General features: G+C 35.8%; 17 protein-coding genes. 3 read left to right on the forward strand and 14 right to left on the reverse strand.

Annotation, left to right across the window (positions count from 1 at the left end; all coding sequences use genetic code 11):
• Positions 1-210: 210 nt before the first annotated feature.
• Positions 211-2,559 (forward strand): TonB-dependent receptor, encoded by a 2,349-nt coding sequence (locus ACYQ5R_RS02875; protein WP_460189400.1) that lies wholly within the window; start codon positions 211-213, stop codon positions 2,557-2,559.
• A gap of 46 nt (positions 2,560-2,605) precedes the next feature.
• Here ACYQ5R_RS02875 and ACYQ5R_RS02880 read toward each other — a convergent pair whose 3' ends face one another.
• The 11 genes from ACYQ5R_RS02880 to ACYQ5R_RS02930 form a co-directional block, all read right to left on the reverse strand.
• The gene (locus tag ACYQ5R_RS02880; protein WP_460189401.1) at positions 2,606-3,082 is read right to left on the reverse strand and encodes an acyl-CoA thioesterase; all 477 of its coding nucleotides are present in this window, start codon (positions 3,080-3,082) and stop codon (positions 2,606-2,608) included.
• Between the two features lie 13 nt (positions 3,083-3,095).
• On the reverse strand, positions 3,096-3,485 hold the full coding sequence (locus ACYQ5R_RS02885) for a rhodanese-like domain-containing protein (RefSeq protein WP_460189402.1): 390 nt from the start codon (positions 3,483-3,485) through the stop codon (positions 3,096-3,098).
• Between the two features lie 11 nt (positions 3,486-3,496).
• Positions 3,497-4,516, reverse strand: coding sequence for a Holliday junction branch migration DNA helicase RuvB (gene ruvB / locus ACYQ5R_RS02890; RefSeq protein ID WP_460189403.1), 1,020 nt, complete (start codon positions 4,514-4,516; stop codon positions 3,497-3,499).
• Positions 4,517-4,647: 131 nt separating this feature from the next.
• A complete protein-coding gene (locus tag ACYQ5R_RS02895) occupies positions 4,648-6,429 on the reverse strand; it encodes a cytochrome c oxidase subunit I (protein ID WP_460189404.1) in 1,782 nt (593 codons plus the stop codon).
• A 31-nt stretch (positions 6,430-6,460) separates the two neighbouring features.
• On the reverse strand, positions 6,461-7,468 hold the full coding sequence (locus tag ACYQ5R_RS02900) for a cytochrome c oxidase subunit II (RefSeq protein ID WP_460189405.1): 1,008 nt from the start codon (positions 7,466-7,468) through the stop codon (positions 6,461-6,463).
• Between the two features lie 24 nt (positions 7,469-7,492).
• The gene (locus tag ACYQ5R_RS02905; protein ID WP_460189406.1) at positions 7,493-8,827 is read right to left on the reverse strand and encodes a quinol:cytochrome C oxidoreductase; all 1,335 of its coding nucleotides are present in this window, start codon (positions 8,825-8,827) and stop codon (positions 7,493-7,495) included.
• A 29-nt stretch (positions 8,828-8,856) separates the two neighbouring features.
• Entirely contained in the window at positions 8,857-9,402 is a 546-nt protein-coding gene (locus ACYQ5R_RS02910; RefSeq protein ID WP_460189407.1) for a c-type cytochrome, read from the reverse strand.
• A gap of 4 nt (positions 9,403-9,406) precedes the next feature.
• Entirely contained in the window at positions 9,407-9,931 is a 525-nt protein-coding gene (locus ACYQ5R_RS02915) for a DUF3341 domain-containing protein (RefSeq protein ID WP_460189408.1), read from the reverse strand.
• 5 nt (positions 9,932-9,936) lie between these two features.
• Positions 9,937-11,358, reverse strand: coding sequence for an NrfD/PsrC family molybdoenzyme membrane anchor subunit (gene nrfD / locus ACYQ5R_RS02920; RefSeq protein ID WP_460189409.1), 1,422 nt, complete (start codon positions 11,356-11,358; stop codon positions 9,937-9,939).
• Between the two features lie 35 nt (positions 11,359-11,393).
• Complete coding sequence (locus ACYQ5R_RS02925) at positions 11,394-14,429, reverse strand: TAT-variant-translocated molybdopterin oxidoreductase (protein WP_460189410.1); 3,036 nt, start codon at positions 14,427-14,429, stop codon at positions 11,394-11,396.
• Between the two features lie 75 nt (positions 14,430-14,504).
• The gene (locus ACYQ5R_RS02930; RefSeq protein ID WP_460189411.1) at positions 14,505-15,770 is read right to left on the reverse strand and encodes a c-type cytochrome; all 1,266 of its coding nucleotides are present in this window, start codon (positions 15,768-15,770) and stop codon (positions 14,505-14,507) included.
• Positions 15,771-16,063: 293 nt separating this feature from the next.
• Between ACYQ5R_RS02930 and ACYQ5R_RS02935 the strand changes: the two genes are divergently transcribed.
• Positions 16,064-16,432: an SPOR domain-containing protein gene (locus ACYQ5R_RS02935; protein WP_460189412.1), complete on the forward strand. Its 369-nt coding sequence runs from the start codon at positions 16,064-16,066 to the stop codon at positions 16,430-16,432.
• A gap of 57 nt (positions 16,433-16,489) precedes the next feature.
• Here the strand turns inward: ACYQ5R_RS02935 and infB are convergent, their stop codons facing one another.
• The 3 genes from infB to rimP are packed head-to-tail and all read right to left on the reverse strand — an operon-like array spanning position 16,490 to position 21,067.
• Positions 16,490-19,288, reverse strand: a complete 2,799-nt coding sequence (gene infB, locus ACYQ5R_RS02940) for a translation initiation factor IF-2 (RefSeq protein WP_460189413.1) — start codon at positions 19,286-19,288, stop codon at positions 16,490-16,492.
• A gap of 48 nt (positions 19,289-19,336) precedes the next feature.
• Positions 19,337-20,596, reverse strand: coding sequence for a transcription termination factor NusA (nusA, locus tag ACYQ5R_RS02945; protein WP_460189414.1), 1,260 nt, complete (start codon positions 20,594-20,596; stop codon positions 19,337-19,339).
• Positions 20,597-20,602: 6 nt separating this feature from the next.
• The gene (gene rimP, locus ACYQ5R_RS02950) at positions 20,603-21,067 is read right to left on the reverse strand and encodes a ribosome assembly cofactor RimP (RefSeq protein WP_460189415.1); all 465 of its coding nucleotides are present in this window, start codon (positions 21,065-21,067) and stop codon (positions 20,603-20,605) included.
• A 163-nt stretch (positions 21,068-21,230) separates the two neighbouring features.
• Here rimP and ACYQ5R_RS02955 point away from each other — a divergent pair, with 163 nt between their 5' ends.
• On the forward strand, positions 21,231-22,067 hold the full coding sequence (locus ACYQ5R_RS02955; RefSeq protein ID WP_460189416.1) for a universal stress protein: 837 nt from the start codon (positions 21,231-21,233) through the stop codon (positions 22,065-22,067).
• The last annotated feature ends 28 nt before the right edge of the window (positions 22,068-22,095 follow it).

The raw sequence follows: 22,095 nt of genomic DNA on the forward strand, positions 1-22,095 counted from the left end.
TCTTTTACATATTGATAATTGAGAATTGTAAACTACTTTTGCGGCGTCTCAAAAGGGGTGCCCAAATGATAGTACATCATTTTATTAAAGGCTGAGATTATACCCATTGAACCTAGAACAGGTAATGCTGTTTAGGAAACGTGAAACAATTAATTATTCAAAAACAACCGAATAATTACCTCTTTTTATTCGTTTTAAATTTTATTTAAAATGAAAAAACTTTCGTTAATTTTTTTAATGTTGTTAGGGCTAAACGCTTTAGCTCAAAGCACATTTAACGTAACTGGTACGGTTTTCGACGAAACAGGAACGCCCTTACCAGATGCAACTTTACGTCTTGTTGGAAGTAACTTTTTCACCACTTCTGATGCTGATGGTGTTTACGAATTTGACGTTGTACGAGGTAGCTATACTCTAGAAGTACTCTACATTGGTTATGCAACATCAAAAAAAGAAATTGAAGTAAATGGACACTTAAAAGGTGTAGATTTTAATTTAGAAGTATCAAATGAGTTATTAGATGAAGCATTGGTATCTGCGGTACGTGTAAATGCTGCTTCACCAGTAACCCACTCTAACTTATCTAAAGAAGAAATTGCCAAACGTAATTTAGGACAAGACATTCCTATTATAATGAACTATTTACCAAGTGTGGTAACTACTTCAGATGCTGGTGCTGGTATTGGTTATACTGGTATTCGAGTAAGAGGTAGCGATGCTACTCGTGTAAATGTTACCATTAACGGTATTCCGTACAACGATTCTGAAAGTATGGGAACATTTTGGGTAAACATGCCTGATTTTTCTTCTTCTGTTGAGAACATTCAATTACAACGTGGTGTTGGTACATCCACTAACGGTGCAGGAGCTTTTGGAGCTACCTTAAGTTTATTAACAGATGCTGTTTCAGAATTACCGTATGCACAGATTTCTGCGTCAGCTGGTTCTTACAATACGTTAAGAACCAATGTAAAATTCTCTACTGGTAAGATTAATGACCATATTGAACTGGCGGGTAGATTGTCTTTAATTAAATCTGATGGTTATGTAGACAATGCGTGGTCTGACTTGAAATCTTACTTCTTACAAGGTTCTTATGTAGATGACAACACACTTATTAAAGCATTGGCTTTTGGTGGTGTTGAAGAAACCTACCAAGCATGGTTTGGTGTTACAGCAGAAGATTTAGAAAACGACCGTACAAAGAACTATTACACGTATGACAATGAGATTGACCATTACGAGCAAGACCATTACCAATTGCATTGGAATGAAACATTTAGTGATAATTTTTCTACAACAGTTGCTTTACACTACACAAGAGGTAAAGGGTATTTTGAGCAATTCAAAGAAGATGAGGCTTTTTCAGATTACAACCTAGCACCTATTGTTATTGGTGGAGAGACGATAGATGAAACAGATATTATTAGACGTAGATGGTTAGATAACCACTTCTTTGGATATACATTCTCTTTAAACTATACCAATGGTGATGATTTTCAAGCGACATTAGGTGGTGCTTGGAACAAGTATTTAAATGATCATTATGGAGAAATAATTTGGGCAGAATACGCTAGTGATTCAGAAATTAGAGATCACTATTATGATCACTATGGTAACAAGACCGATTACAACATCTTTGCTAAAGTTACGTATGATTTAGATGATCAATGGTCTTTATACGGAGATTTGCAATACCGACGTATTGGTTATAGAACTAATGGAGTAGCAGATGGTGAGATCTATGATATATTCAATTTCTTCAACCCAAAGGCTGGTGTTACGTATCAAGCTTCAGAGGCGAGTAATTTGTACTTTTCTTATGCACGAGCAAACCGTGAGCCAAATAGAACAGACTATGAAAATGGTAGTCCTGAACCAGAAACTTTAAATGATTTTGAATTAGGATGGAGATGGAAAAAAGAGAATTTCTTTATCAATTCTAACCTTTACTACATGCGTTATCAGAATCAGTTAGTATTAACTGGTGAAATTGATGATGTAGGTGCACCAATCAGAGCTAATGTTGGAGATAGTTATAGATTGGGTATTGAAATCGATGCTTTATTTAATGTTTCTGAGAAATTCAGCATTCAACCAAATGTTGCATTGAGTACAAATAAGAACGTTGATTTCTCAACTCAATGGGATGGTGAATTGGTAAACTTAGGGAATACCAACATCTCTTTCTCTCCAAACATTATAGCAGGTAATGCATTTAACTATATGCCAGTTGAGAACTTGCAACTATCATTACTATCTAAATATGTTGGTAAGCAATATATGGGTAATGTAGATACGGAAGGATCGATTCTCGATGCGTATTTTACCTCTGATTTTAATGCAAACTACGAGCTAAAAACAAATAAGATTGCTAAATCTATTGTATTTAGTTTATTAGTAAATAACATATTTAATGCTGAGTACGAATCAAACGGATATTATTATACCTTCGATGACACATGGTCTATACCTGGTGAAACAACAACTTTAGATGGTGCAGGATATTATCCTCAAGCCACTATCAACTTCTTAGCTGGAGCAACTATTAACTTCTAAAAACATATTAGAATAAATTAAAAAGGAGCGCTATGCGCTCCTTTTTTTATACTTTCCCTTTTAGAATATTACCGATTCGCTCATCAAATGATTTTGCTTCAATCGGTTTATGCGCTTTTGCAAACAAGTTCATAAAATCTTCTGAATGATCGGCTCCTTTTTGATGTCTGATATCAAAATATACAAACTTACCCCACATTACAGCCTTTAACTCCGATTTATCTTCGTTAAACATTCTGAACTCTGCTTGAATACTTCTTGGAGAAAAGTTGATAATTTGAGATTGAATAGTAACGGTTTCGGTAACTAAAGCAGGTTTTAAATAACTAATTTGATTTGTAACTACTACCCAACCTTTTCCCTGATTTTGCGCGTGTTTGTAAATATCTAAATCATAAAACTTTAGTAATTGATCTTCTCTAGCATTGAAAAAATAGTCGAGATAACTTGAATTGTTTAAATGGTTAAAAGGGTCGCAATCTTGAAATCGCACCCTAATCTTGCTTTCTAATACTTGTTCCATAAATTAATAGTGCTTATTCTTTGTTGGTTATTTCTCTTCCTTGTTCAGACCATTCTCCATAACCTCCTGTATAATTGAAGACTTTCTCAAAGCCCAGTTTTTCAAGAACTGCAGTCGCTTTAGTACTTCTGCCTCCTGCCATACAGTACACTAAAACTGGTGTTTTCTTATCTAACCTATTCATCTCATCTTTGAAATCATCTGATGTAAAATTAATGTTTTCCGCATCTAAAATATAGCCTCCTTCATACTCTTCTTCTGTTCTCACATCAATCAATTGTACTTCAGCAGCAAGTTCAATTAATTCATCTGCAGATACCTCAATAATCTCAGTTGTGATTTGTTTTTTTTCACACGCGAATATTGTTATAAAAAGAGCTATTAATACTCCTATCTTTTTCATATTATTTTGATTTAAAATAATGTTCCTGAATTGTTTTTTAGTCTACCTAAGTGTTTATAAGCCGCCTCTGTCACCTCTCTACCCCGCGGAGTACGCATTATAAAACCCTCTTGAATCAAAAATGGTTCGTACACTTCTTCAATGGTTTCGCTATTCTCACCTACTGCTGTAGCCAAAGTACTTATTCCAACAGGCCCACCTTTAAACTTATCAATTATTGTTGCTAATATTTTATTATCCATTTCATCCAGACCATGAGCATCAACATTAAGAGCCTCTAAGGCATATTTAGCGATCTCTATAGTAATGTTACCATTTCCTTTTATTTGTGCAAAATCACGCACTCTACGCAATAAGGCATTGGCAATTCTCGGTGTTCCTCTACTCCTACCGGCAATCTCAATGGCCGCTTCCATAGTTATTGGCACCCCTAAAATCTGAGCACTTCTTTGGACAATTGTTGTTAGCAATTCCGAATTGTAATAATGCAATCTACTGCTAATACCAAAACGCGCTCTCATAGGCGCTGTAAGTAGTCCCGAGCGTGTTGTTGCACCAACTAATGTAAATGGTTCAAGTTCTATTTGCACGGAGCGTGCATTCGGCCCTGTTTCAATCATTATGTCAATGCGGTAATCCTCCATTGCAGAATATAAATATTCTTCTACTACCGGACTCAATCGATGAATCTCATCAATAAATAAAATATCTCTTGGACTCAGATTGGTAAGTAAACCTGCCAAATCACCCGGTTTATCTAAAACAGGCCCAGAAGTTATTTTGATTCCTACTTCTAATTCATTTGCCAAAATATAGGCTAAAGTTGTTTTACCCAATCCTGGAGGACCATGAAATAAGGTGTGATCTAGGGCTTCACCTCTTTGATTCGCTGCCTGAACAAAAATTTGCAAATTTTCTAATACCTGTTCTTGCCCTGTAAAGTCATGAAAACTTAACGGACGTAATTTCTTTTCAACATCTAATTCTTGTTGACTAAAATGTGTATTCTCAGGATTTAAATTTTCGTTCATGTACTAAAAGTCTCAAAGTAAATAAACTAATACTACAATGAGTATTAATTGCAATTGAAACAAATATAGCGAAATAAAAAACCTTTCTAATTGCTTAGAAAGGTTTTTAAATATAATAGAATTTTTAATTCTTAACTCGATTGCTCACCTTCTAATAAAGGTGTTGTTTGAGCTACCCAATCTTGACCGTGTAACAATTCACTGTTCACATCCGTATCATCTACTCTTCTACTGTAGTCATAAGCCCAACGGTGTACCTCAGGAATCTCTCCTGGCCAGTTACCGTGAATATGCTCTACTGGAGTAGTCCACTCAAGTGTATTGGATTTCCATGGATTTTGCACTGCTTTCTTTCCATAAAAGATACTGTAGAAGAAGTTTGCTAAGAAAATAATCTGAGCTGTACCTCCTACAATAGCAAACATTGTAATAACCACATTAATATCAGCTAAATCATCAAATAATGGGAATGCTGTATTAGAATAATATCTACGTGGTAAACCTGCTAAACCAACAAAGTGCATCGGGAAGAATACTCCGTATGCCGCAATTGCGGTGATCCAGAAGTGCCAGTAACCTAATGTTTTGTTCATCATTTTACCAAACATTTTAGGGAACCAGTGGTAAACCCCTGCAAACATACCGTAGATAGCAGATACCCCCATTACTAAGTGGAAGTGAGCAACTACAAAGTACGTATCGTGTACATTAATATCTAACGCACTATCACCTAAAATTAACCCTGTTAAACCACCCGAAACGAATGTAGAAACTAATCCGATTGAGAATAACATGGCAGGATTCATTTGGAGGTTACCCTTCCAAAGTGTGGTGATATAGTTAAATGCTTTTACTGCTGATGGAATTGCAATTAATAAGGTTGTAAATGTAAATACAGACCCTAAGAATGGATTCATACCTGTAACAAACATATGGTGGCCCCATACAATTGTAGATAAGAAGGCAATTGCTATAATAGAACCAATCATGGCACGGTAACCAAAAATTGGCTTACGAGAATTGGTTGCAATAATTTCTGATGTAATACCTAAGGCAGGTAATAATACAATATATACCTCAGGGTGTCCTAAGAACCAGAACAAATGCTCAAATAAAATTGGTGAACCTCCTTGATAGTGTAAAACACCACCATCAATAAAGATGTCTGATAAATAGAAAGATGTACCAAAGCTACGATCGAAGATTAATAACAAAGCTGCCGATAATAATACTGGGAATGAAACCACACCAATAACTGCAGTGATAAAGAACGCCCAAATTGTTAACGGAAGACGCGTCATCTTCATACCTTTTGTACGTAGGTTTAATACTGTTACGATATAGTTCAAAGAACCTAATAAAGACGAAGCAATAAAGATAGCCATAGATACTAACCAAAGTGTCATACCAGCACCTGAACCAGGAATTGCTTGTGGCAGTGCACTTAATGGCGGATAGATTGTCCAACCTGCTGATGCAGGACCTGCTTCAACAAATAAAGACACTACCATTAAAACACTTGATAAGAAGAACAACCAGTAAGAAACCATATTAAGGAATCCTGATGCCATATCTCGTGCTCCAATTTGTAATGGAATTAATAGGTTACTAAAAGTACCTGATAAACCCGCAGTCAATACAAAGAATACCATAATGGTACCATGAATAGTTACTAAGGCCAAGTACATATCTGGATCCATAACACCATCAGATTGGTGATGTCCTAAAAAGGCCTCAATAATACTAAATGAATGCTCTGGCCACGCAATTTGTAAACGGAATAACATTGACATGAATACTCCGATAATACCCATGAATACACCAGTAATCAAGTACTGCTTAGAAATCATCTTATGATCCTGACTAAAGATATACTTGGTAATAAATGTTTCTTTATGATGATGATCTGACATAATCGCTATCTTTTTTTATTGTAACCAGTAATTATTTTAAAACTTGAGTAATTGTTTGTTGCTCTGACATCCACTTGTTAAAGTCAGCTTCTTCTTCAACTACAATTTTCATTTGCATATTATAGTGTGACGCACCACAAATCTTATTACATAATAATAAGTAATCAAACTCATAAGCATCTTCTCCTTTTTCTGCTCTAATGTTGTTAATGTTTTCAACTTTAGCAGCAGTTTTTTTGTTTAAACGCATTTCTTCTGTAGTCATAGAAGGTGTATATGCAAATTGAGTCACCATACCAGGTACACAATTCATCTGTGCTCTAAAGTGCGGCATATAAGCAGAGTGCAAAACGTCTTGAGAACGGAATTTGAAAATCACAGGTCTTCCTTTAACCAAGTGTAATTCTCTTACAGGAACGTCGTCAGCAGCATTTCTATCGGTCATATCAACACCCATAGTGTTTAAACCTTCAATATTTCTAACATTTGCTCTACCTAATTCGCCATCTGCACCTGCGTAACGAGCTTCCCAAGAAAATTGTTTTGCATATACTTCAATAACCATTGGGTCTTCTAAATCAGAAACATCTGTAATATCAGTCCAAACTGATAAACCGTAAATAATTATTCCTGCTAATACAACCGCTGGAGTAACAGTCCAAATTAATTCTAATTTGTGGCTATCTGCATAGAAAAGCGCTCTTGTATTTTTTAAACCTCTATACTTATAAGCAAAGTAAAAGATTAACGCTTGCATGATTGCTTGAACAATCAAAATTAATACAAACGTAATTAAGTATAAATTGTCATATGCTACTCCTTCTTCAGATGCTGCTTCTGGTAATAATACAGCACTGTATTTCCAGAAACAAAATATCATTCCAGCATAAAACAAAATCATAAAAGCAAACATTAATTTACCTTGCTGATCATTATCTTCTGAAGTGGCAATCTCTTGTTTTAAGTTAAAGATATTAGTCAACTGCCAAATGACACTTGCTACACCTACTGCTATTAAAATATAAAATAATGCTAACATGTTTTTCTACTTTTCTATATATAATTAATAGTGATATTGCTCACTTTCTTTCATAAACGGATTTCCTCCCATCTTCAGTGGAGCTTTACTCAATGTCTTAAATACTATTAAGATAAATAAGCCTAAGAAGAACAATGCTGAACCAATAACTTCTGGAGATATTAATTTCCATTGGCTACCAACAGAACCAGGTGTAATTAATACATACACATCTAAATAGTGACCTAATAATACTACAATACCTGTCATAACTATAAACCAGTTTACACGCTTATAATCACTATTCATTAATACTAATAATGGGAATACAAAGTTCATTACCACCATCGTTAAAAATGGAATTTTAATTTCCTCAAAACGCTGTGCGTAGTATGTAACCTCCTCCGGAATATTTGCATACCAGATTAACATAAATTGAGAGAACCATAAGTACGTCCAGAAAATACTGATACCGAACATAAACTTTGCTAAATCATGCAAATGGCTATCATTAACATCTGGTAATAAACCTTTTCCTTTTAAGTAAATTGTAATTAATGCAATGGTAGTAATACCAGATACAAACATACCTGCAAACACATACCAACCATATAATGTACTAAACCAGTGGTGATCAATGGACATTAACCAATCCCAAGACATCATAGATTCAGTAACTAAGAAGAATACCAAGAAAATAGCTGAATTTCTAAAGTTTTTCTTGTAATAAGTTAAATCCCCAGCTTCAGCTTTATCCATTTTTAATGAATTCTTTCTAAATGCTCTTTGGAAGAAAATCCAAATAATCGCATAAATAGCAGCTCTTATTAAAAATGCTGGTACATTTAAGTACGCTTTTTTATCGTATAATAAATGATCGAACTTAGGACTATCTGGGTTTACTAATTCTGGGTCCATCCAAGCAAACACATGGTTCATGTGCATACCAGATAATACTAAGAAAACAAATAGAATAATTACACCTATTGGTAAGTAGGCAGTGATACCCTCCATTACTCTAAATAATACAATAGACCAACCTGCTTGTGCTGCGTATTGAATAGCATAAAATGCCAACACACCAAGCGAAATCATCATAAAGAAAAAGATGGCTACATATAATGCAGACCATGGTCTGTTTTGTAATTGGTGTAATACGTGCTCGTCGTGAGATGCATCGTGATGTTCATCTCCATGGGCATCGTGATGTGCATCTGCACTACCAACACCACCATGGTGACCATCATTACTATGAGCAACAATTTCTTTAGCCTCTTCAACAGTAGAAGGTGCACTTAAGAAGCCCCAGCCAATACCAAGAGCTCCTATAATCATTAATGCAAAGGCTGCTATTTTTAATCTACTTGAAAACTGATACATATCTTCTAAATTCTAATTAAAAAGAATTATTATTTGTTTCTTAATTCTTGAACATAAGCAGTTACTTGCCAACGCTCTTCTTCTGTTAATTGCGATGAATGCGACCCCATCATGTTCTTACCATACATAATTGTGTGGTAAATACTACCTTCTGTAATTTCACGAGTCTTATAGTCTGGAACACCTAAGAACTTCTCGTTCTTAACTAAATCTCCTTGTCCATCACCATTTGCTCCATGACAAGATGTACAGTAAATAGTATATAATGCTTTACCTCTTTTTGTATCGATATCTTCTGATGCTAAAGGGCTTTTCAATTCAGCCTTTGCTAACTCATATCCTTCAATAGAGTTCTCATATTCAAACGCAAACTCAGCGCCTCTTGCAATTGATCCAGCTACTGGTAAACGCTCTTCCATACCTGGAGCATAATTAGGATTATCTCCGTATGTTTCATATGGTACTGGCTCATACATATTTGGCATGTACTGTACATTTGGTGTACGTTTATCATTACAAGAAACCATCACCACGGCAACAGCCAAAACTACTAGTGTATTGATTACTTTCTTCATTGAATTAGTGCTTTTCAATTACGTTAATTTCTACTGCACCTGTGCTTTCTAAAAATGCAGTCAATTCTTTTTCGTCACCAGTTACAGGAATTTCCATTAAGAACATATCATCAGTCGTTCTTGGATCTGGATTTTCTCCTTCTTTAAATGGCCATAACTTACTACGCATATAAAAGGTAATTACCATTAAGTGCGCTGCAAAGAATACAGTCATCTCAAACATAATTGGCACGAATGCTGGCATGTTATAAAAGAATGAAAAACTTGGTTTACCACCAATGTTCTGTGGCCAATCCTCAATCATGATATAATTCATTAACCAAATGGCCGTAGATAATCCAACCAAACCATACATGAATGCAGTAATTGCAATTCTTGTAGGAGCTAAGCCCATAGCCTTATCTAGCCCGTGCACCGGAAACGGTGTATATACTTCTTCAATGTGATGATGCGCAGCACGTACCTCTTTTACGGCAGACATTAATACATCATCATCGTTATATAGTGCATGTACAACTTTAGAACTCATACTTCTTATTTTTTAGCTGGATTAGATGGTGCTGGATTTTCACCTCCTGCATCTCTATATCTTTTATAATTATCACCTGATGATTTCAAGATAGATTTTACCTCTGCCTGCGCAATTACAGGGAATGTTCTAGCATACAATAAGAACAATACAAAGAAGAAACCAATCGTACCTACGTAAATTCCGATATCAACAAACGTTGGCGAGAACATCGTCCAAGAAGATGGTAAGTAATCACGGTGTAATGAAGACACGATAATTACGAAACGCTCAAACCACATACCAATGTTTACAACAATTGAGATAAAGAAAGAGAATCGGATACTTGTTCTTAAACGTTTAGACCACATAAACTGAGGAGAGAATACGTTACAAGTCATCATTAACAAGTATGCCCACCAGTAAGGTCCTGTAGCTCTGTTTAAGAAAGCATATTGCTCATACTCTACACCAGAATACCAAGCAATAACTAACTCTGTAATATATGCACACCCTACAATAGAACCTGTGATCATAATTACGATGTTCATCAATTCTATATGTTGTAAAGTGATATATGCTTCTAAATTCGACACCTTACGCATTATAATTAACAAGGTATTTACCATGGCAAATCCTGAGAAAATTGCACCAGCAACGAAGTAAGGAGGGAAAATTGTAGTATGCCATCCCGGAATAACAGACGTTGCGAAGTCCATTGATACAATGGTGTGTACAGAAAGTACTAATGGTGTAGCTAAACCAGCTAATACCAAAGATACTTCTTCAAAACGCTGCCAATCTTTTGCACGACCTGTCCAACCAAAACTCAATAAAGAATAAATTTTCTTTTGGAATGGTTTAACAGCTCTATCTCTTAACATGGCGAAATCAGGTAATAAACCAGTCCACCAGAAAACAAGTGATACAGATAAATACGTAGAAATCGCAAATACATCCCATAAAAGTGGTGAGTTAAAGTTTACCCATAACGAACCGAATTGGTTAGGAATTGGTAATACCCAATAACCCATCCATGGACGACCCATGTGAATAATTGGGAATAAACCTGCTTGAACTACCGAGAAAATTGTCATTGCCTCTGCAGAACGGTTAATACCCATTCTCCATTTCTGACGGAATAACAACAGTACCGCTGAAATAAGCGTACCAGCATGACCGATACCTACCCACCAAACGAAGTTGGTAATATCCCAGGCCCAACCAATTGATTTATTTAATCCCCAAACTCCAATACCAGTACCTATAGTATAAAGAATACACCCAATTCCCCAAAGGAAGGCTGCTAACGATATACCAAATACTATCCACCATTGTTTGTTTGCTTTTCCTTCAACTGGAGCTGCTACCTCAACTGTAATGTCGTGGTAACTTTTATCCCCTTTAATTAAAGGCTCTCTTATAGGTGCTTCGTAATGCGACGCCATAATCTATCTATAATTACTTAATTAGTATTTCTTTTTTACGCTTCTGTGTTTCTTACTTTCACTTGATAAACAACATTTGGTTTTGTACCAATGTGCTCTAATAAGTGGTATGATCTCTTACCGTTCTTTAACTTGTAGATATCACTATTCTCGTTATTGATATCACCAAATACCATCGCTCCAGTACTACAAGCATTCGAACATGCTACCTCAAACTCGTTATCACCAACAGGCCTACCTTCTTTCTTAGCTTTTAAGATAGTAGCTTGAGTCATTTGGATACACATAGAACATTTTTCCATGACCCCTCTTGAACGTACAGTAACATCTGGATTTAATACCATTTTACCTAAGTCATCATTCATATTGAAATTAAACTCATCATTATTAGCATAATCAAACCAGTTGAAACGACGTACTTTGTAAGGACAGTTGTTTGCACAGTATCTTGTACCAACACAACGGTTATATGCCATATGGTTTTGACCTTGACGACCGTGTGATGTTGCAGCCACTGGACAAACTGTTTCACAAGGAGCATGGTTACAGTGCTGACACATAATTGGTTGGAATGCAACTTGAGGATTCGCTGATGGCTCTTCCATTTTCAAGTATTTTTCTCTTGCACCAACACCTTCGTCATGTGCTTTCTCTTCTGTCATATCAGAAGAATAATATCTATCAATACGCAACCAGTGCATATCTCTTGATTTTCTAATTTCTGCTTTACCTACAACAGGAACGTTGTTCTCTGCGTGACAAGCGATCACACAAGCACCACAACCTGTACAAGCGTTTAAGTCGATAGATAAGTTAAAGTGGTGACCAACTGAACGATCAAACTCATCCCATAAATCAACTGAAGTAGCATCTACTTCTTGGTGCTTTAACGATACTTGAGGAACTGTATTCCAAGTTTCTTTGGGATCTAATGAAGCATCGTTATAAGTAGCAAGGGTAGTCTCTTTAATAATATCATTATTTCTACCCATTAATGTGTTGTGTAACTGCGTACATGCAAATTTATGAGTACCGCTTACCTTAGCAATCTTTACTCCAGTTTGCATCGTATTCATACCTGCATATAAATGATAGGCATTTTTACCTACAATCATTTCTTCTTTCAATCCAGCCTTACGACCATAACCAAGCGCTAAACCAACTGAACCTTCAGCTTGACCTGGTTGAATTAAAGCAGGAACTGTAATCGGCTCACCATCACCAACTGTTAACTCAACATAATTACCGTTCATTGCACCGTCTGCAACATACCAATTTTCAAGACCTAATGCTTCAGCATCGGCTTTAGAAATGGTTAAGTAGTTATCCCAAGTTGTTCTAGTAATAGGATCTGGCAACTCCTGTAACCACGGGTTACTTGCTTGTTGCCCGTCACCTAAACCAACTTTAGTGTATAATTGTAATTCTAATTCAGAACCTTGTGGGTTTTTGTAACCACCCATAGCAGCATCTATATCAAAACCATCAACAACAGATGGAGCTTCTGCTACTGCACCAGTAAAGAAACCATCGTGTAATGCTTGATTCCAAGAAGAAGTAGCCTCCATAGAAGCGAATACTTCTTTTAAGTACTCAAAATAGTTTTGTGAACTTCCATTCCATTTTAATAACACCTCTTGAACTTGACGTGTATCAAATAATGGCTGAATAGTTGGCTGCATTAAACTGTAATGACCTTTTTTCATTTCAACAACACCCCAAGACTCTAAGTAGTGTGGCGTAGCTAAAGCAAAGTCTACAGCGTTTGCTGTTTCATTATCTGCCATTGTAAAGGCAACAGAAACATCAACTTTTGCCAATCCTGCTTCAAACTCAGCAGCATTAGGCAATGTATATAATGGATTGCTGTTGTTGATGATTAAAGCACCAACTTTACCAGCATTCATATCTTTTATTAATTGAGTCACATCAGCATTGTTACCTTGACGCGTGTTGTTTGTTACAGCAACATTCATCGCTTCAGATTGAATAGCGTTGTTAATTGCCAACGCTAATAACTGAATGTTTTTGTCTTGAACACCTGTCACAACTACTGCTTTACTTCCTGCAGCTTTAACTTTTGCTACTGTTCCAGCAACGGCATCAGCTAATGGACCTGCTTCTCTTGTAGCAATGCCTTTAACAATACCTTGATATAATTTTACCATCGCAGCATATTGCTCAGATGGTTTTACTTTATAACGCTTATCTGCATTTGCTCCAGATAAGGTCATGTTCGATTCAAATTGAATGTGGTGAGACATTTTACCATTAGAAGGAATTCTGCTTTTTGCATAACTCCCTTCCACTCCACCACCTTGCCAATCTCCTAAGAAATCTGCACCTACAGCTACAATTACTTCAGCATTTGAAAAATCATATGAAGGCAACGCTCTATTACCATACATAGCCTCATAAGCATCTAAGGCAGCCGATTCTGAAACAGCATCATAAATCACATGATCAGCACCTAAGTCTGCAACTAAACTTGCAGTAGTTGGATTAGCATCTGTACTAGATAAGAAAACAACACGCTTACCAGCTTCTTTTGCTGCGGCAATTTTACCACCGATTTGCGCATCAGCATCTGCCCAAGAAATTCCACCTTCTTTAGATTTAGGACCTTTTAAACGCAATCCATCATATAAAGATAAAACAGAAGCTTGCACTCTAGCATTCGTTTCACCATGCGCTTCTTTGTTTGGCTCTATTTTAATTGGACGACCTTCACGAACTTTAACCAATACATTAGCAAAATCATGCCCATCTGCAATGGCTGTTGCGTAATAGTCTGCTACACCTGGAATAATTTCGTTTGGTTTGTTTATGTAAGGAATTGCCTTTTTAACAGGACCCTCACATGCCGCTAAAGAAGCAGCAGCTGTAGTAAAACCAACATACTTTAAGAAATCTCTACGAGTAGTAGATGAGTTATCTAACGTTTCTTTGTCTCCTAAAAACGCATCTGTTGGAATTTCTTCAACAAACTCATTTTGTCTTAACGTATCAACAATAGAACTATTTTCGTTTAGCTCTTCAACACTTTTCCAGTATTTTTTGTTTGATGCCATTTGTTACTTATTTAATGAGAGAAAGATTTAAATTGTATTAAATCTTTCAACTTTTTCAGTTTTAAATCGTTTTAATTAATAGTGACACTTTCCACATTCTAATCCACCCATCTGAGCTTCAGTCACTCTTTCTACACCGTACTTCTCAGCCAATTGCTCATGGATTTTCTTGTAGTATCCATTTTCTGTCATATCAACTTCTGTTTCTCTATGACAATCAATACACCATCCCATAGTTAATGGCGCATGTTGATATACTTCGTCCATCTCTTCTACAGGACCGTGACATTGCTGACATTTAACTCCAGCTACGGATACGTGCTGTGAATGATTAAAGTATGCAAAGTCTGGCAAGTTATGGATACGCACCCATTCAATAGGTTTTGTTTCGTACCCCTCGATATACTGTAATTTGTCTTTATCCCAACCTACAGCATCGTATAATTTTTGAATTTCTTTATCTAATACTTCTTTACCGTGGTTACCAATCTTCGTACCATCAGCTACTTCAGAAATATTCATATGACAGTTCATACAAACGTTTGCTGAAGGAATACCCGATGATTTAGAATGTTTAGCAGCAGAATGACAATATTGACAATCTATTTTATTTTCTCCCGCATGAATTTTGTGAGAGAATTCAATTGGCTGAATTGGTTGATACCCTTGATCTACACCCACTTGCAAAAACCAAGAGAATACTATATATGCACTCGATAAAAGGAAGAAAATAGTTAACAAAAAGTGTAAAAATTTATTCGCTTTAAATGCAACCCAAAGCTCACTTAATTGCTCACCTATTGGTTTACGTTTTACAACATCATCATCAACACGTAATTTTCGGACAGTTTTGTAAAGATTTACCACCATTAAAAACAATACAAAAACAATAGCCGCTAAAATATAGAGCAATGTATTGTCTTGCGGAGTAGGATCTCCACTAGGAGGCATAGGACCTTCAATTTTCTTCTCTTCAGGCTTTGCTGCAGTATACGCTAAAATATCATCAATATTTTGATCAGATAAAAACGGAAACGCCGTCATTGCAGTTGGGCTGTAATTAGCCGCTTCTTTTGCATCTGCATCAATCGCTTGGAAAGCAGCATTATCTTTAATCCATGCTTTCAACCACTCATTCGTACGCTTATCTGTAATTCCACCCAACGCTGGGCCCACTAAATCTTTATCTAATTTATGACATGCAGCGCAATGCATATTGAACAGTTTCTTACCATTCGCAGCATCTCCTTGAGCCGATAAATTTAATGTGAAAAAGAATAGGAAAGCAATACTACTAAACGCTAATCTCGTTATTAGACTTTGTTGTTTCACGCTTTTCATATAAATATATGTTTTCATCTTGTTTGGTACAATAATTTCAAATGAAATCAGTACTGTTAAAATAGTGCCCCAAAAGTACTACATATATGTAAGATTTAAAATCTAAAAATAATGTTAAACATAATTTATAATAGTTCTAAATAAACATAAAATCTAATAAATTAGAAAACAAACGTATAGATTTGCAAATGCTTGAAATATATGATGTTTTCAAGAAATATTTTAATATTTACAACGTTTTAAATTAGCATTATTAGCATTTTTGCACTTGACAAAAAAAACCGGATTAAAACATGAAAAATCGTAAATCATACTTAATTTTTGCAGCTATTTTGCTGACTGCCTTCAGCTCTAGTTTGGCTCAATCTGACTCTCAAAAAGCAGCAGAAGTTTTAGCAAAAAAGCGCGCATACAAAAAGAAAAATCCAACAGGAAAAGGATATAAAATTCAATTATATAATGGCAATGAGACCCAAGCTTATCGTTTTAAAAACGAATACGAATTGGTGTTTAAGAAGAAAGCAGAACTCTTGTATGAATCGCCTGAATGGAAAGTTCGCGTAGGCAATTACCGAACCAGATTAGAAGCTGATAGAGCTTTACTTGAAATTAAAAAAGAATTTAGAGGTGCCATTGTATTAATTACCGATATAGAACTTTAAAATATATTCTAAACAAATAAGCCGATGCAATTGCATCGGCTTATTTGTTTTTATAACCTATGATTTCAATTTCTTTTTAACGGCTACTTCTTGGTAAGCTTCAAGAACATCTCCAACTTTAATATCGTTGTAGTTCTTCATCTGCAATCCACAATCGTATCCTTTAGAAACTTCTTTCACGTCGTCTTTAAATCGTTTTAAAGATGCTAACTCACCTGAATGAACTACCACACCTTCGCGAATAATTCTAATTAATGAGTTACGGAAGATTTTACCGCTTACAACCATACAACCAGCAATATTTCCAATCTTAGAAATCTTGTACACTTCACGAATCTCAACATTACCTGTAACTTCCTCTTTAATCTCTGGAGATAACATACCCTCCATTGCATCTCTAAGATCGTTTATTGCATCGTAGATAATTGAGTAAGTTCTAATATCAATTTCTTCTTTATCAGCTACCATTCTAGCATTACCTGCTGGCCTAACATTAAATCCAACAATAATTGCTTCAGAAGCTGATGCTAACAATACATCACTTTCTGTAATTGCACCTACACCCTTATGGATGATATTTACTTGAATCTCATCTGTAGATAATTTTTGGAACGAATCTGTTAAGGCCTCTACCGAACCATCCACATCACCTTTTAAAATAATGTTCAGTTCTTTAAAGTCACCTAACGCAATTCTACGTCCAATTTCATCGAGTGTAATATGTTTTTGAGTTCTTACAGATTGCTCACGTTGCAATTGCGAACGTTTAACTGCAATCTGTTTAGCCTCCCTCTCATCATCAAAAATGTGAAAACGATCACCAGCTTGTGGCGCGCCATCTAAACCTAAAATAGACACTGGAGTAGAAGGCCCTGCTTCTTTAAGACTATTACCACGCTCGTTAAACATGGCTTTAACCTTACCACTGTTTTTACCCGCTAACATATAATCTCCGATCTTAAGCGTACCTTCTTGAACCAATACCGTAGAAACAAAACCTCTACCTTTATCAAGGTAAGCCTCAACAACAGTACCTACAGAATTCTTATCTGGATTCGCTTTTAGATCTAATAACTCTGCTTCCAATAACACTTTCTCCAACAACTCATCTATACCGAGACCAGTTTTAGCAGAGATGTCTTGCGACTGAATTTTACCTCCCCAATCTTCAACTAATAAATTCATATTAGCTAATTGCTCTTTAATCTTATCTGGGTTAGCAGTTTCTTTATCTACCTTATTAATTGCAAATACAATTGGCACACCAGCAGCTTGCGCGTGAGAAATTGCCTCTTTTGTTTGCGGCATCACATCATCATCTGCAGCAACCACAATAATAACTAAATCTGTTACTTGAGCACCACGTGCACGCATTGCCGTAAAGGCCTCGTGACCTGGAGTATCTAAGAAGGCAATCTTCTGACCACTCTCTAACTCTACTCCATATGCCCCAATATGCTGCGTAATTCCACCAGATTCACCTGCAATTACATTGGCTTTACGAATATAATCTAATAACGATGTTTTACCGTGATCTACGTGACCCATTACTGTAATAATAGGCGCTCTTGTTGCTAAATCTTCTTCCTTATCTTCTTGAACTTCGATAGCATCTTCTACCTCAGCTCCAATAAATTCTACTTTGTAATCAAACTCATCTGCAACAATGGTTAATGTTTCAGCATCTAAACGCTGATTCATCGTTACCATCATACCTAAAGACATACAAGCACCAATAATTTTATTTACTGGAATATCCATCATAGTCGCAATTTCACTTACTGTAACAAATTCAGTTACCTTAAGCACCTTGCTTTCCGCAGCTGCCATTTCTTGCTCCATTTCAGACTGCTGACGGTGAGAGTCTCTTTTCTCTCTACGATACTTAGCACCTTTAGATTTACGTGATTTACCTTGTAATCTTTCAAGAGTTTCACGTACTTGCTTTTGAACTTCTTCTTCAGACGGCTCTTCTTTTACAACTGGACGACGCCCTTTGTTCTGACCTTGATTGCGGCCTTTAAAGTTACCACCTCTATTATTACCTTGCCCTGGAGCACCTGGTTTAAATTCTTTCTTTATACGCTTGCGCTTCTTTCTGTTTTCAGAAGATTGACCACCAGCTTCACCAGCCTTTTTATCTTCAGGTTTCTTTTTCTTAGGACGTTCAAATTGTTTTAGATCAATCTTACCTGTAAGCTTCGGACCGTCTAATTTTTTGTATTGCGTCTTAATCTCCTGAGGACCTTTTGACTCTTCAGGTTTTTCTTCAACCTTTGCTTTTGGCTTTTCAACTTGCTTTGGAGTTTCAACCTCTTTAGGAGCTTCAACTTTTTTCTCAACTTTAGCAGGAACTTCTTCTTCCGGCTCTGGTTTTTCTTCAACCTTTGGAGCTTCTGTAACTACTTCTTCTAATGCTTTAGCCTCTTCTTTTGACGCTTCAACTTTTTCTTCAACTGGCTCAGGAATTTCTTGAACAATAGGTTCTTTATCCTCTTCAGCTTTCTTTGGCTCAAGGTCTATTTTACCAACAGTTTTAACTTCCATCTTTTCGGCAACCGCTTTCTTAACCTCAAGCTTTGCCTCTTCTTCTAAACGTAATTTCTCAGCACGAGCCGCAGCTATTGCCTCTTTTTCTTTACGCTTCTCTTCACCAACCTCTTTAGATTCAGCCTTTTTACTTCTATCGGTCTGAAAACCATCTAGCAACACTTCATACTCCTCACTAGATATTTTGGTAGTAGGTCGTGCCTCAATGACATGCCCTTTACTCGCCAAATGCTCTACAGCTCTATCTAAAGAAATATTAAGCTCTCGCAAAACTTTATTCAGTCGCATTGTTTTGTTTTCAGCCATACTCTATTGTTCCTCTTTAATAATAATTCTTTCTTAAGTGTTCAGCTATTAATTTTCAAATTCTGAACGTAAAATATTTTGAACCTCTATAATGGTTTCTTCTTCTAAATCTGTACGCTTCACTAATTCAACAGCACTCAATTCTAATACGCTCTTCGCGGTATCTAATCCAACGTTTTGAAACTCAGCAATGATCCACTCTTCGATTTCATCAGAGAATTCCATTAATTCTACATCATCGTCGTCTTCAACTCCTTCACGCTGTACATCTAACACATATCCGGTTAAATCACTTGCCAAACGTATGTTTACACCATTTCTACCAATTGCCTTAGAAACCTCTTCTGGTTTTAAGAACACATCTACACGCCCTTTTTTACCATCTTCTCTATCTTCTTCAGTAAAGATTTCCATGTTTGTTACTTTTGCAGGACTTAACGCACGAGCAATAAATAACTCTTCGTTTTTAGTGTAGTTAATTACATCTATATTTTCGTTTCCTAACTCACGAACAATACCATGAATTCTTGAACCTTTCATACCAACACAAGCTCCAACAGGATCAATTCTATCATCGTAAGAATCTACTGCCACTTTTGCTTTTTCACCAGGTATACGTGCCACTTTTTCGATAGTAATCAAACCATCAAACACTTCTGGAATTTCTTGCTCAAATAACTTTTCTAAGAAACGTGGTTCTGTTCTACTTAAAATAATTACTGGTTTATTACCACGTAATTCAACAGATTTAATCAAACCTCTAACCGCTTCACCTTTTCTAAAATAATCAGAACGGATTTGCTCGCTTTTTGGTAAAATTAATTCATTACCCTCATCATCTAACAAAATAATTGCATTGTGTTTGATGTGATGCACTTCTGCAGAGTAAATATCTCCTTCTAAATCTTTAAATTGCTTAAAGACATTTGTACTATCGTGTTCGTGAATTTTAGAAATTAAGTTTTGACGTAATGCTAAAATTGCACGCCTACCTAAGTCCATTAATTTCACTTCTTCAGAAACATCTTCACCAATCTCAAAATCAGGCTCAATCTTTCTCGCTTGAGACAACTCAATTTCTTCATTGTCATCTTCCGCCATTCCGTCTGCAACTACAATACGATTTCTCCATATTTCTAAATCTCCTTTGTCTGGGTTGATAATAATATCAAAGTTGTCATCAGAACCAAACTTACGTTTAAGTGCAGCTCTAAATACTTCTTCTAATAAGGCCATCAGTGTTACCCTATCAATACTTTTGTCATCCTTAAATTCTGAAAACGAGTCTATTAATGCTAAATTCTCCATCGCTTATTAAAAAATAATCTTCACTTTTGCTTCTGCTATATTCATATATGTCAAGGTAGCATTCTTTACTACCGTTACTTTTCCTTTACCAACTGGTTTTGGTTCTCTTGCTTTCCATTCAAGAGTAATATCTTGATCTGTTGCCGCAACCAAATTACCGTCGTATTTATTTCCATCTGTATCTTTTACTTTTAAGCCTCTTCCAATATTTTTTTGATATTGTCTTGCCACTTGCAGTGGTTTGGTAATATCTACTGAAGTTACTTCTAAAGCAAAATCTTCCTCTTCTCTATCTAAATTATGCTCTACATGCCTACTAACACGTATGCACTCTTTTAAATTCACTCCCTCGTCTCCATCTAACTCAACTAAAATCTTGTTATTTGGCAAAAAAGATAGGTCGATTAAAAACAATGAGCTATTTTCTTCTAGGGCTTCTTCTACTAATTCTCTTACGCGATCCTGTCTCATTTGCTTGTATAAAAAGAGGGGACTTGATGTCCCCTCCACTTTCCAATAATTCTTTGTTTTCGGATGCAAATATATAATTATTTTTTTAATGATAAAAATCATTTAATCGCCCGTTGAATTTTTATTATATTTACAAAACGTCTCACAACTTAAACTAATCGAAATGAAAAAGATACTCGTACCGATAGACTTTTCTGAACAAGCTGAATACGCTTTGAAGGTTGCAGCAAAAATTGCTATTGAAACAGGGAGTGAATTGCACTTACTTCACATGTTAGAATTACCAATCGATATCATTGACCCATCTAATTATGGGACCAGTAACAACTCACCAACAACGTTGTTATATTTAAAACGTGCTCAGGAAAAATTTGAAAAAATTATAAATCGTTATTACTTAAAAGAAGTTAAAAAGTCGCGTTCTGTACTGTTTCATGAGACTTTTGAAGGAATTATAGAGGAAAGTAAAAAGCAAGAAGTAGACTTAATTGTAATGGGCTCTAAAGGCGCTTCTGGATTTAACGAAATTTTGGTCGGTTCTAATACTGAAAAAGTAGTTCGGAGTTCTAATGTACCAGTTTTAGTAATCAAAAACGAAATAGATGACTTCAAAATTGACAATCTTATTTTTGCTTCTGATTTTTCACTTGAAAATAAAACTACATTTCCAAATGTAGTTGCATTTGCAAAAATTTTTAATGCAAAAGTTCATTTAACTAAAATCAATACACCTCAAAAATTTGAGGCAACTCTTAAAACAAATTCGCGTATTGAAGAGTTCTTAATTGGATATGATCGTGACATGTTTACAATTAATGTTCTCAATGATAACAGTATTGAAGAAGGGGTATTGAATTTTGGCCAATACATAAATGCTGATGTAATTGCAATTAATACGCACGGTAGACGTGGATTAATGCACTTTTTTAATGGAAGTGTTTCAAAAGACATATCCAATCATGCATTAAAACCGGTTATTACCTTTAGAATAGCAGATTAAAACCTAAAAAGGCTTGCGATGCAAGCCT

This window comes from Urechidicola sp. KH5 (assembly GCF_054661455.1).

What these genes read in the sequence shown, in the direction of transcription:
- ACYQ5R_RS02875 (WP_460189400.1), top strand. Translation starts at nt 211, where the DNA reads ATGAAAAAACTTTCGTTAATTTTTTTAATGTTGTTAGGGCTAAACGCT.
- ACYQ5R_RS02880 (WP_460189401.1), bottom strand. Translation starts at nt 3,082, where the DNA reads ATGGAACAAGTATTAGAAAGCAAGATTAGGGTGCGATTTCAAGATTGC.
- ACYQ5R_RS02885 (WP_460189402.1), bottom strand. Translation starts at nt 3,485, where the DNA reads ATGAAAAAGATAGGAGTATTAATAGCTCTTTTTATAACAATATTCGCG.
- ruvB (WP_460189403.1), bottom strand. Translation starts at nt 4,516, where the DNA reads ATGAACGAAAATTTAAATCCTGAGAATACACATTTTAGTCAACAAGAA.
- ACYQ5R_RS02895 (WP_460189404.1), bottom strand. Translation starts at nt 6,429, where the DNA reads ATGTCAGATCATCATCATAAAGAAACATTTATTACCAAGTATATCTTT.
- ACYQ5R_RS02900 (WP_460189405.1), bottom strand. Translation starts at nt 7,468, where the DNA reads ATGTTAGCATTATTTTATATTTTAATAGCAGTAGGTGTAGCAAGTGTC.
- ACYQ5R_RS02905 (WP_460189406.1), bottom strand. Translation starts at nt 8,827, where the DNA reads ATGTATCAGTTTTCAAGTAGATTAAAAATAGCAGCCTTTGCATTAATG.
- ACYQ5R_RS02910 (WP_460189407.1), bottom strand. Translation starts at nt 9,402, where the DNA reads ATGAAGAAAGTAATCAATACACTAGTAGTTTTGGCTGTTGCCGTGGTG.
- ACYQ5R_RS02915 (WP_460189408.1), bottom strand. Translation starts at nt 9,931, where the DNA reads ATGAGTTCTAAAGTTGTACATGCACTATATAACGATGATGATGTATTA.
- nrfD (WP_460189409.1), bottom strand. Translation starts at nt 11,358, where the DNA reads ATGGCGTCGCATTACGAAGCACCTATAAGAGAGCCTTTAATTAAAGGG.
- ACYQ5R_RS02925 (WP_460189410.1), bottom strand. Translation starts at nt 14,429, where the DNA reads ATGGCATCAAACAAAAAATACTGGAAAAGTGTTGAAGAGCTAAACGAA.
- ACYQ5R_RS02930 (WP_460189411.1), bottom strand. Translation starts at nt 15,770, where the DNA reads ATGAAAAGCGTGAAACAACAAAGTCTAATAACGAGATTAGCGTTTAGT.
- ACYQ5R_RS02935 (WP_460189412.1), top strand. Translation starts at nt 16,064, where the DNA reads ATGAAAAATCGTAAATCATACTTAATTTTTGCAGCTATTTTGCTGACT.
- infB (WP_460189413.1), bottom strand. Translation starts at nt 19,288, where the DNA reads ATGGCTGAAAACAAAACAATGCGACTGAATAAAGTTTTGCGAGAGCTT.
- nusA (WP_460189414.1), bottom strand. Translation starts at nt 20,596, where the DNA reads ATGGAGAATTTAGCATTAATAGACTCGTTTTCAGAATTTAAGGATGAC.
- rimP (WP_460189415.1), bottom strand. Translation starts at nt 21,067, where the DNA reads ATGAGACAGGATCGCGTAAGAGAATTAGTAGAAGAAGCCCTAGAAGAA.
- ACYQ5R_RS02955 (WP_460189416.1), top strand. Translation starts at nt 21,231, where the DNA reads ATGAAAAAGATACTCGTACCGATAGACTTTTCTGAACAAGCTGAATAC.